The following is an 11810-nucleotide window of genomic DNA, read 5'->3' as shown; positions in this document are numbered from 1 at the left end:
CGGAGACATCGTACTCACTTTCTGAATTTCGGTTATGAGGGTTGTCCGGAGAAGTCGCGGGACAACCGCTGACCCGGGAACCATTGCCCCTCCGGCAGGTTGGCGATGAGTTGTTCGATCGCGACGGCAGTCGCGAACGGTTTCCCGGGGCTGAAGGTCGACACCCACTCACCGTCGAAGGCTCGGGACGGACTGACCAATACCCGGCCCGCGGTGGTGTCGACGATGCTCAGACCGACGTCGGTGGTGGTGTGCTGGCCGTCCCGGTTGCAGCCGGCGACGATCTCGACGTAGCTGCGCGGACCGGAGAAGACCGCCTCCACCACCGGCCGTGCCGAAGCCGGGATGCCCAGGTAGTCAAGGACTTCCTCGAGCGGGGCACCGGAGCGCAGCCGCTCGTCGGCGCGAGCGCCGACCCGCATGGGCATGCTGAACTCCTCGAACCGGGCCGGCGGCCGCTGCGACAAGCCGACACCGAGGACCGGAACCAGCGCCCGCGGGTCATCGATATCCATTGCCGTGAAGGTGATCAGCTGAGCGCTGCGCAGCGCGACGACGGTATTGAATTTCCGGGAGGTCTTGCCGCCGGCGCCGACCCGCCGGGCGACAATGCCGCGCAGCAACTCGCCGGTTCCCTCGGCCGATGCCGGCCCTATGTAACGCAGGTCCAGCCACCGGTCGGGGAAGCACACCACTTTGATCCAGTCGGCCACCGCGGAGTTGACGGTACCGCCCGGCGACATCAAGCCCAGCCCGGTCAGCTCGTCTTTCTGCCGGTCGAAGAACGCATTTCGTTGCGCGCCATCGGTGTATGGCGGGGTGATGGCCAGCACCCACGGGAAACTGCCGGCCCCGACGCTCTCGGCGATGAACCACGCGTTGTCGACCGTCAACTCGACGGCGTTAGGCTGCGAGGTCTCTGCGGATTCTGCAACCATCTAACTTGCTAGCCGCCCCATTTTGCGGCTTCAGCCTGGTCGCGAGCCATCATCGCCATGGTGTTGGCCTCGTGCGTGCCGGCCATCGACTGATAGGCCCGCACCAGGTCTGCCATGGCCTGGTTCCACTGCGCCTGCCATGCCTGATACGTCAACCCGGTGTCGCCTTGCCAGGCGTTCGACAGCGCGGACTGCTCGGCGGCGATATCCGAGCCCAGCCCCTGCATGGTGCCGGCATATCCCGACATGTCCCCGGCGTGTCCGAGCATCGCCGGGTAGTTGTACATGATCTGTGACATCACAACTCCTTTCGGTTGTCTGTGGGCTAGAACGCCGTGTAGCTGGACGCAGCCGCGGAATCGGCGGCCACATAAGTTCCGGCGGCGTCACCGAGATTGGCCTGGGCGATGTCCAGCAGGGCGTTGACCCTGGCCGCTGCCTCCACGAACCGGGCATGGGCGCCCTGAAACGCGGCGGCGGACTCGCCCTGGTGAAACGCCTGCGCCGACATCGCCGACTGCTCGGCCTGACCGATCGTGTGCCGCATCAACGCCGCCTTGGCGCCGAATGCCGACTGGGAGGCCACCAACTGCGGAATGTGGGCATCCAGAAGACTCATAACAACCCCTTTCTCTGGCAATTCGGATTTCGGTTACTTGCTGTCGTGGTGCGAAGCGTCGGCTCCCCCTTTCGGTACGCCTTCCTGCAGGCCGTCCCAGCTGCTCGGTACCATCGGCATCCGCGGACCGCCGCCGAACTCGTCACCGGCCAGCGCCGTCAGGCCGACCGCCTGCAGCACCGGCTCTTTGGCTGCGGTACCGGCGAACCCCAGCGGGCCCGCCCCCCACTCGGACGCCTGTGCGGAATCCTCGGTTGCCGCGGGGCCAGGGCCGTCACCGGAGTCCATGTCGAGGAATTCGTCGCCATAGTCTCGTAATTCGCGCCGCGAGCGGCGTCTCGTGCGGGTTGCCGCGCGGCTTGCCGCTGCCACGCCGGCGGCCGGGATGGTCGCCGCCGGTGCCTTCAGGCTGCCGCGGCCACCCACCGTCGGACCCGAGGTGGGCCCCCAATCATCAAGGCCGCCAACCAGGTAGGCAAAACTTGCGGGAGCCGGGGCAGCCGGGGCCGGCGCGGCGCCGGCCGAAGCACCAGCTCCGGCTGGTGTCGCCGGAGACCCCGCGAGGCCACTAGCCGTTGACGCGAGACTGACAGCCGGCCACGCAGACGCGACGGCGACAGCCAGCGGTATTCCCCCGGCCGGGGCGGCAGCCACCGCGATCTCGGCAGGCGCCAGCGCCGCGAACGCTATCGCGCTCAAACCCAGGCTGATCCCGGCCGGCACCAGGAACGGCGAACTCAACACCATGCCCCAGGTGGGCCAGCCGACGAGGTTGAAGAAGACCTGGTATCCCAGCGCGAACAACAGTGGGCCGTAGGTGATCAACGCCGCTACCGGGTTGGTGAGGAAGGCGATGATGATCTTGATCGAGTTGCCGATGGGGTCCTGCAGGAACGTCGCGATCTCTCGCAACATCCAGCCGTAGAAGCCCGTGTAGGCGTTCCACATGTCCTGGAGCAGCTGCCAGAGAAACTGCCAGGGGTTGAACGTGGCTGCGGCGGCTTGCGCCTGAGCCGCGTTGGCCGTGTTGGCCAGCACCCCGGCGGCCGGTTCGCCACCGGGATTCACGATTGTCGGCGCCGGCAAAGGGCGCGGGACCGACGCCAGCGCGCTACCCGCGGCCGCCTGATACAGGCCCATGGTCGCGGCGGCCTGAAGCCACATCCGCAGATAGTCGGCCTCGTTGAGCGCGATCGGAATGGTGTTGATGCCAAAAAAATTCGTCGCCACCAGGATGCCATGGATGACGTGGTTGGCCGCCAACTCCGCCAGAGTCGGCATGGCCGCCGAGGCCGCCGTGTAGGCCGCCGCCACAGCCTCGTGCTGGGTTGCGATCGCGGCGCTGTCGGCGCTGGCCTGCGTCAGCCACGCCACATAGGGCAGATGCGCGGCGACATACTGCTGCGCGCTCGGCCCCTGCCAGGCTCCCGCTTGCACCGCATCCAGGATCCCACTGAGTTCTGCTGCCGCCGCGGCATATTCAGCGCTGAGCAGGTCCCAGGCCGCGGCCGCCACCAGCAGCGAACCCGGACCAGGACCACTGCTCAGCAACGCCGAATGCACCTCGGGCGGCGACGCAATCCAGATGGGCCCCAAGGGCGCGACCATGGTCAGGCGCCCGCGATCCCGTAGGTAGCCGCGGCCGCCGCATCACCGGCGAGATAGCTTGCGCCGGATTCGCCCACTCCGACGCCCGCACGCCCCAGTTCTTCGACGCCTTGGGCAGCGACGACGGCGTGCTCCTGCCCCTGCACGCTGAACTCGGCGGCGGTCTGCAGCGACACCGGATCCACGGCAGGCGGCACCACCGCGGTGATCGACGGAGCCGCGACAGCATGCGCTGCCGCCAGCCGCGCCGTCAGCGCTTCCACTGCCGCGCTGGCCGCGGCCAGTCCCTCCGGAACCACTCGCAACGTCATGACTGACTCCCCTTCTGTTGCGTTTCACCAAATGTCGCGGCCTCCCCGACGAGCGGGTTGACCAACTGCATGTAGGTCGGAGATTCGCTGTCGCTCAACAACACCGCGCGTCCAGGAGGCAACCGGTCGAAACGTTGACCGCGGATCTTCCCGCTGTCGGCCGGATTACCCGAGAGCATTACGGTGGTCGCCTGCAGGTCGTTGAACCGTCGCAGCAGCTGGCTGGTCATCAGCGCGTGGCCCGAACCGGAGGCCCGCGCCGTCACGATCACCCGCAAGCCCAAATCGCTCGCCTGGCCGAGCAGACCGATGAGCGGGGTCCAGGGCCGCTGTCCGATATACGGACCCGTCATGGCCGCCGAATCCGGGATCTGATCGACGTCGTCGATGACGAGGTAGTGGGTGTGGCCGTGGAAAGTCCAGCGGGCCAGCTCGGCAGGCGACAGACCGGCCGGTGGCCGTCGCGCCTCGATGAGGTTTGCCAGCCCGAGCATCGCCGGGATGATCCGGTCGATGTTGGCGGTGTATTCGTTGTCGGGGAACAGCGGTTCGTCGACGAGATGCAGCCGGCGGTCCAGCACGGTGAAGGCCACCTGGTCGGCGGTCGAGTGCTCCCGGACGGTGCGGATCAGGTGGCGCAGCAGGGTGGTCTTTCCGGACTTGCTGTCACCGAACACCATCAGCAGCGGGTTGGCGGCGAAGTCGAGCACCACCGGCGCGAGGTCTTCCTCGCGCTGGCCGATGACAATCTGATCCGGTCCGCGATACAGCGCACCAAGCGCCTCGGGGGCGAGGTTGGTGGGCAACAACCGCACCGGTGGGGCGGCAACCCCCGGATAGCTGGCGTTGATCGCGGCAACCTGTTCCGGCTCCGGAGCGGCGAACAGGAAATGCTCGGCGCCCATGGTCAACCCGCGGCCCGGCTGGTCGGCCGGGACGGCGTCGGCCGGGCGGCGCAGCGCGCCGACCACCCGCACATTGCTGTCGCGCGCGTCGTGCAGCTTCAGCTCGAGGCGCAGCCCCAAGCCGTCGCGCATCGCCAGCGGCACCTCCAGCCAGCTCGGGGTGGTGATGATCACGTGGATCCCGTACGCCAGGCCCACGTTGACCAACTCGGTCACCTTGGCCAGCAAGGGGTTTCGGGTGTTGAACTGGTCGATGTTGTCGCGGCCGAACGCGTAGAGGTTGTCGATGACCAGGAACACCTCCCCGTAACCGTCGTCGGGAGCCGAACCGTTGCCACCGCGGTTGCGGAACACTTCACGCTGCTGCCGCGACAGCAGCAGTTGTTCCAGCTCACCGAAGGTACGACGGATCCGTTCGGGTTCCAGCGCCGATGCGACGCTGCCGACATGGGCCAAGCCCTCCAGCGAGCGCAGTTGTCCGCCGCCGTAATCCAGGCAGTAGAACGTCACCTCGCGCGGCGAGTGCAGGCTGGCGGCCGAGAGCATAAACGTCTGCAGCGCAGTCGATTTGCCGGACTTGGGACCACCATGGATCACCATGTTGCCGGCCGACGACCGGGCATCGAACACCAGCGGATCACGGCGCATCTCGAACGGCTTGTCGATCTCACCGAGCGGCCACCGCCAGTTGCGGGCCGGCACCGCGGCTCGGGCCAACAGTCCGGTGAGCGGGATCGGTTCGTCCAGCGGCGGCAACCACAGCTGGGGCGCTCGCGGTCCGTAGCGGGCCAACTGTTCGCCGATGGTCGCGATCAGCTTGCGCGGCGGGCCGGCCGGCTCCTCGGCCTCAGCGGTGGCGATCACCGTACCCGGGTCCGCCTCCACGGCTGCGGCGGTGAAGATCTTGGGTTCTGGGAGTGATTGCACAACGCGGGTTTTGGTGGCCTGCGGCGGTTCGTAGATGCCGTCGACGTAGGTGCTGCGGAACTTGATCGGGGTGGCCCCGGGCGCGGGCACCAGGAAGCCGATGCCTTTGTGTTCCTTACCCGACTCGATGTGGTAGGCGTCCTCCACACCGATGATCTGGCGGGAAACGCTGGGGCTGGCCACCTTCAGCCCGATCCGGTAGGAGGTGTTCTTGTCGATGTCCTTGATCTTGCCGACATCCAGCGTCTGGGACGCGAACAGGATGTGGATGCGGAACGAACGCCCCTTGCGTGCCACGTAGTCGAAGAGCTCGGCGTATTCCGGATGATCGGCCAGCATCAGGGTGAACTCGTCGGCCACCACGAACAGCGTCGGGATCGGCGGCAAGTCGAATGCCCCTGCGGCAACCGCATTTTCATACTCGACCACGGAGTTGAATGCGCTGCCCTGGACGCGGCGGCCGGCCTCGCGCAGCAGCGTTTCGCGGCGGGCCACCTCACCGCGCAGCGTGTCGGCGAACCGGTCCGCCAGCGACTTCTTCTCGGCCATGTTCGAGATCACCGCGACAACCTGCGGGAAATTACGGAAGCTGTCGGCGCCGGCCTCGCCCTTGAAGTCGGCGTAGATGACGATCAGCCGGTCTGCGGAATGAGTCGTCAACAGCGCCAACAGAATCGACATCAGCGTCTGCGACTTGCCGGAACCCGTCATCCCGATCATCAGCCCGTGCGGACCCATTCCGCCTTCGGCTTCGTCCTTGAGATCGAACATCAGCGGCTCGCCGGTGGCGGTGACGCCGATCGGCACGCGCAACTCGTCGTCGCGCCGGCGTGGCGCCCACAGCGCCGGCACGTCCAACCGAGACGCGTCCGGGATGCCTAGCAGCGTGGTGAAACTCGCGCCCCGGGTGGCCGCGGAGCGCAACCCGGCGTGCGTTGGGTTGGAGTCCCACCGGGACAGCCGGCGGGCCAGGTGCGCGGCCTCGTCGGCGCCGAACTCGTCGGCATTGTCGATATAGGGCTGCCAGCCACCGGTCTGCCATCGCCGGATGGCGCCGTCGGTCACCTGCAGGATCGGTTTTTCCGGATCGGAATATTGTTCGCGGTGCGGTGGTGTGGCCGAATAGTGCACGACGGTCACCGCGGCGCGGCCCACCGCCAACGTCGACGCGTTGATGTCGTAGTCGGGATCATCGACGACAATCAGCAAGTGCCGCAACGCATCTGCTGCCGCACCGGTGAATGCGGGACGGTCGAGCAGGGTGGGGCCCAGCATTTCGACCAGCTCGTCGGCGTCGGTGGCCAAATAGCGGGCCGGGCCCACGCCGTCGGCCTGCCCGGGAATGTCGCCGTGCGGCAACCACTTCAGCCAGGACCAGTCACTGCTCTCCAGATCCGGGCTGGCCAACGCCACCCCGAGCACCGTCGGGTCGTGCCAGGTGACCGCCTGAGCCAGCCACGCCCGCAGCGCCGCACGCACCTGCGCGTGGTCGCCGAGCACGGTGATCCGCGAAACCTTGGTGACGTCGATTCCGGTGGGAACGTCGCGGACGGTGCGCTGCGTGTCGAGCAGGCTGCGTAATGCGCTGTGCGACACCGGCTCCAGGTCGACTTCGTCAGCGGTGTCGTTGACCCGCAGCGTGGTGGCCAGGGGGGCGGAGTGCCGGCCGGCCCGCAGCACCAGGAAATCCGGGTCGTGCGGGTCGCGCTCCCACTGGCGGCGCGATCCGGGCACCGAAGCCAGGGCCTCCGGTTCCGGATGGGACCACTGCGCGGCCGCGCGCTGCTCGGCTGCCTGCGCACGGATGTTGTCCCGAACCACCGACAGATAACGCAGATAGTCGGCCCGCTCGGCGTCGACTTCCTCGGTGCGCATCTTGTTGTCGTTGCCGCGAAACAGTGAGGTGGCCGCCAGCAGCATTACGAAGGGAAAGAACAGGGTCTGCGGAGAAATCAGCCGCATCCCGGTGGCGACCATCGCGACGATCATGCCGACGATGAGGATCCCCATCAGGTAGGGCATCGCGCGTCGCAATAGGGACGGCGGAATGACCCGGGGCAACTGGGGTGGCGCCTCGATGGTGATGGTGCCCTTACGGGTTGTCGGCGGCGTCAGCCGTCGGCGAGCCTCGAAGATCAGTCTGCTCATCGGGCCCCTCCATCGGCTGACACCGCGCGCCCGGGCTTGGTGTCCGGCGGCAGGGCGTCGTGAGCCAACAACGCGTCGGCCCGTGACAACGTCGGGCCGGACGCGAAGAGCGACAGGACCGACCACGGGATGGTCAGCGGCGGGGTCTGCAGGCCAAGTGCCTCAACGGTTTTGCGTCCGCCTTCGCCCTCGGTGTCGATGCCGTAGCGCACCCCGGTATCGGAGACCCAGAACAGCGAGCCGGTGGCCGGAGCCGTCGCGCCACCGCCCACGCTCTGGGTGAAGTAGCCGGTGCCCGGCGGCAGCGCGACCTGGGTGGCGGTTGTACCGCCGCCGCCGACCAGGTCGACGGTGTGCACCGCGTCGGCCACCGGCAGCACCGCACCGGTCAGCAAGCTCAACGAACTGGTGGCCGCCCCGGCCGGCTTGCTCCAGTACGCGCACGTGACGGGGCTGCGCGCGATGTCGACCAGACTTAGTGACTGCGCGGGATAACGCGTGATGTCCAGCATGCGTGACACGGGCAGCTTGGCCACCTCGTCCGCACCGAGGCGTGGCGGCTGCTGCAAACCATAGGAGTTGGTGTTGCGCAGGAGCGCGGCCAGCACCGGTGAGATCGGTTGCAGACCGTCCGGCAGCACCGCGTAGTACTGCGAGGTTTCGGCATTAGCAGTGCCGTTGAGGGTCAGAGCCTCGACCACCGCACCGATCGGGGCGGGCACCGCGAAAGCCGGCTGACTACCGGCGTTCGGAATGATCGGTGCCGTCAGCGGCGCCGCCTCGGGAATGGCGTTGAACAACCCCAGTGCGATGGGCCGTGGCGCGAGTGCGTCGGTGCCCAACCCGAGCGCGCTGGTGACCGCATGGTCGGACAGGTCCAGCTGACTGCGCTTGCCGTCCCATAGCAGCCAGCTGCCCGTGCCGTTATCGACCAGGACCGCCTGGGCGGAGCCGAGCGCGGCCGCTCGGGCGCCGTCGCTGTCCGGCCGACCCGCGATGACCGTCACCGCCGTGCTGCGGGCGCTGCGCCCGCCCTGCCCGCTGACGGAGTCACACACCGTCCAGTTGGCGTCGCGGGTGGTGTTCTGCACCATCCGCTCCGGGGCGCCCGGAATGCCGATCAGATTGCCACGCGGAAAGCGGTCCAGTTCAGAGCTTTTCACCGTCGTGGGGTTGACCGGCTTGCCGGCGATCAGCCGCGCCGACGTCAGGTTGAGCACCGGGTGCACCGCGTCGCCGACCCGCACATACAGTGCGGCGGTGGACCGGTCGGCCAGCACCGGACTGGTGCCCGCCTGGCCGTTGGGCCGGATCAGCGAGAACACGAAGCAGCCGACCAGCCCGGTGATCAGGACCAGCGCCCCCATCAGCACCGCGCGCGACTGGGTGCGCAGCGGGTCGACGAGCATTCGGGTGTCGTGCAAGGCAATACCCGAGGCGATGCGGCGCATCACGAACCGCCAACCTGTCACCTGGTGGCGCGTGACGAAACCCCGGCGGTAGACCACCTTGTCGGGGTTGTGATTGACCGGCGTTCGCGACGCGAACGAACGGCGTTCGGGATCAGGCTCACGGGTAGTCATGCCGGCACCGAGAGCCCCAGTCCGCGTAGCAGCGGTTCCACAGACCTGTTCACGTCGGCGGCGGTGATGGTCATCAACTCGTCATCACTGAACTCCCCGGTTCCCGCATGCTCGGAGTGGTCGAGCCGGAATTCACGTTCTTCTTCCGCACGTTCGACGATGTTGCGGACGAACCGCCCGTTGCCCGCTATGTCGAGACTGCGCCGGTTGATCCCGTTGGAGTCCGGTGTCGACGATGCCGCCAACGTGGCGAACAACGCCTCCAGGTGGTCGAGCGCCGATCGCTCGAAGACGCTGTCTCGCTGCTCGGCCATCTTGTGCGCGATCTCCACCAGCTCATGCGATGTGTACGACGGGAATTCGATGCTGCGAGTGAACCGCGACCTCAGGCCCTCGTTGGTGTCCAGGAATTTGTCCAGGTCGGCCCGGTACCCGGCGATGATCACCACCAGCCGGTCACGGTCGTTTTCCATGCGGGCCAGCAAGGTGTCGATGGCCACCAGCCCGAAGTCGTTCTTGGCGCCGGTGGCCACCAAGGCGTATGCCTCGTCGAGGAACAGCACCCCGTCCAGCGCGCTGTCGATGATCGCGTTGGTCTTGGCCTCTGTCTCGCCGATGTGCTGGCCGATGAGGTCGGCGCGGTGCACCTCGCGGATATTTTCCCGCTTCAAAAGCCCTAGGCCGCAATAGATTTTGGCGACGACCCGGGCAATCGTAGTCTTACCCGTCCCGGGCGGCCCGGCGAAGATCAGGTGGTGCGTGCGCTGGGCCACCGTGAGACCACGCTGCTTTCGCACCAGCTCCATGGCCACCGAACTCTTCAGCCGCGACACCTGGTTCTTGACTTCGTCGAGCCCGATGAATTCGGCGAGCTGGCGTTCGGCCTCGTGCAGCAGCGCGGCTTTGCGCTCATGTGCCGCGGGATCGATGAAATCATCTGCGCTGGGCTCGGTTTCGGGATCCCACGGGTCGGTGCGGGCCTCGATCCGGGCCGCGGTGGTGGTCACGATCCCGAAGCTGGTATCGGACAGAGCCTGCTCGACTTGCTCGTTCTCCGGATGGGCCGCATACAGATCCTGAAGTACTTCGGCGGCCGACTCCTCGTCGACATGTGCGCGCAGCACCAGGGCTTTGGCCAGTGCCCCGTCGAGCGCCGCGACCGGGACCGGACCTTCGGGCTCCTCGAGATACGACAACGCCGGGGCGAACATGCCCAACCGGGCCAACGCGGTGCCCAGGGTTATCTTGGCGGCGTGGGCGAAAGTCTGGTCGAGAGCGGGATCGTTGACGATCGGGGTCAGCAGCTTGACGACGTCCGACCACCGTGCGGCGCGGTAGTTGACCACGACCATGATCCAGCGGGCTTCGCGCCAGCCGGGCCGACGCCCGGTGATGCCGGCAACCACGTCGTGCGCCTTCGCATAGTCACCGGCCGTCGCCAGTGCCGCCGCGTACGCGAGATGGAAATCGTCCGGGCCGGTGGCCCGGAACCGCAAGTACAAGCCCGTGTCGTAATGGAACCCCAATGCGTTGGGCTCCAGTTCCACGTGGCGCTGCAACACGCCGGCGGTGGCCGCGGTGCGGGACACGGCTTCGAGGACGCCGACGGACTGCTCACCGGCGGCAGCCAGCCCCGTCCATGCGTCGCATTGGTCGCCGGCGATGCGGGTGAGTGCGGTGAATCCCGATCGGGCGGCAGTCAGGTCGGCCGGCCGGCGCCGATCGTAGACGGCGATGCCCAGCGCCCGGCAGCAGGTGGCGAACCGGCTGACGACGTCAGCGTCTACCTTGCCGCTTGTCCGAGGTACGACGGAGTGAGTTGCGAGCATGCCGATATCACTGCGTTCCACGCTCCCGCCGTCTCCTGAACCTAAGGTCGCCACTGGTCATTACCGCCTGAAGCTGGCCTCCCGAAGTTAGCATTGCATAAGCTAACCTGTCGAGGGCGCCCAGGGGCGGGTTGACTCACCATGTTGGCGACATTCTGATGGCACTGACCAGCGCCTTGTTCGCAGCGATCAGCACTGCCGACTTCATGTCAGACGTCCTCCTATGTCGAACCCACCCAGCATTATGCAGCTTAGTGAACATGATTTTCATTACCATGGGCGGGGCGGTCCCGACTCCGGCCGGTGACCGAGGTGTTGTCAACCACGACGCCACGCATGACTTGGAGAAAAAATCTCACATACCGTATATGTTGTCAACTATTGCCTAATGCTATATTTGGCCGCCGGCGGCCTCGCTACCGTTACCCGGTCACCGCAGCGCAACAGCGGGTCCCGCCGCCAGGGACGGCTTATCCCGGATCAATTCGGCTACCGCACCGGCACTTTCGAGGGCACTTTCGAACACTTGCGAACTCACCACGACCGACCCTGCACCAGGCGCCGCACGCCGGGCCGGGGCTGGACCCGCATGGCGCAGGTCGCGGGTCGAGCCTCCGGTCCGGAAACGTAGGGCGCAACTCCGACTTTCCCATCGGCCACATCGGTCTCCAGGGTTTCGGGTTCGGGGCGCGTCGATTTGCCCGCCTCAGCCTGTCGCGGGAAAGGTGGGGCAACTTGTGCACCGGTCGGCCAGAGACCCCTGTGAAGATGTGATTGCCGGGACCCGGACTCCGCTGAGGGCGGTGACTAGATCAGCACCGTCTTAGGCGCCCCACTTGGCGGCCTCGGCGGTGTCGCGAGCCAGCATGGCCATGGTGTTGGATTCGTGGGTGCTGGCCATCGACTGATAGGCCCGCATCAGGTTCTCCATGGCCTGGTTCC

8 protein-coding genes and 1 pseudogene are annotated in these 11810 nt (G+C 67.0%); all 9 read right to left on the bottom strand.

Annotated elements, in window-relative coordinates:
- Positions 1-32 precede the first annotated feature (32 nt).
- Entirely contained in the window at positions 33-938 is a 906-nt protein-coding gene (locus AWC07_RS24875; RefSeq protein ID WP_036410176.1) for an ESX secretion-associated protein EspG, read from the bottom strand.
- 8 nt (positions 939-946) lie between these two features.
- Positions 947-1237: a WXG100 family type VII secretion target gene (locus AWC07_RS24870; protein ID WP_023369886.1), complete on the bottom strand. Its 291-nt coding sequence runs from the start codon at positions 1235-1237 to the stop codon at positions 947-949.
- 26 nt (positions 1238-1263) lie between these two features.
- On the bottom strand, positions 1264-1557 hold the full coding sequence (esxG, locus tag AWC07_RS24865; protein ID WP_036410178.1) for a type VII secretion system protein EsxG: 294 nt from the start codon (positions 1555-1557) through the stop codon (positions 1264-1266).
- A gap of 33 nt (positions 1558-1590) precedes the next feature.
- A complete protein-coding gene (locus tag AWC07_RS24860) occupies positions 1591-3165 on the bottom strand; it encodes a PPE family protein (RefSeq protein ID WP_036410180.1) in 1575 nt (524 codons plus the stop codon).
- 2 nt (positions 3166-3167) lie between these two features.
- Complete coding sequence (locus tag AWC07_RS24855; RefSeq protein WP_036410182.1) at positions 3168-3476, bottom strand: PE family protein; 309 nt, start codon at positions 3474-3476, stop codon at positions 3168-3170.
- Positions 3473-7456 (bottom strand): type VII secretion protein EccC, encoded by a 3984-nt coding sequence (locus AWC07_RS24850; RefSeq protein ID WP_036410184.1) that lies wholly within the window; start codon positions 7454-7456, stop codon positions 3473-3475. The genes AWC07_RS24855 and AWC07_RS24850 overlap by 4 nt, the downstream gene beginning before the upstream one ends.
- Entirely contained in the window at positions 7453-9039 is a 1587-nt protein-coding gene (eccB, locus tag AWC07_RS24845; RefSeq protein ID WP_036410187.1) for a type VII secretion protein EccB, read from the bottom strand. Before eccB ends, AWC07_RS24850 begins: the two co-directional genes overlap by 4 nt.
- Positions 9036-10889 (bottom strand): type VII secretion AAA-ATPase EccA, encoded by a 1854-nt coding sequence (gene eccA / locus AWC07_RS24840; protein ID WP_036410189.1) that lies wholly within the window; start codon positions 10887-10889, stop codon positions 9036-9038. The genes eccB and eccA overlap by 4 nt, the downstream gene beginning before the upstream one ends.
- Positions 10890-11691: 802 nt before the next feature.
- Positions 11692-11810 (bottom strand): annotated as a pseudogene (locus tag AWC07_RS24830) (WXG100 family type VII secretion target); the annotation flags it as partial.

The sequence above is a fragment of the Mycobacterium gastri genome (assembly GCF_002102175.1).
In the GTDB taxonomy this organism is placed as follows: Bacteria; Actinomycetota; Actinomycetes; order Mycobacteriales; family Mycobacteriaceae; genus Mycobacterium; species Mycobacterium gastri.
The sequence above is the reverse complement of the archived record's forward strand: the minus strand, read 5'-3'. Positions and strand labels throughout refer to the sequence as shown.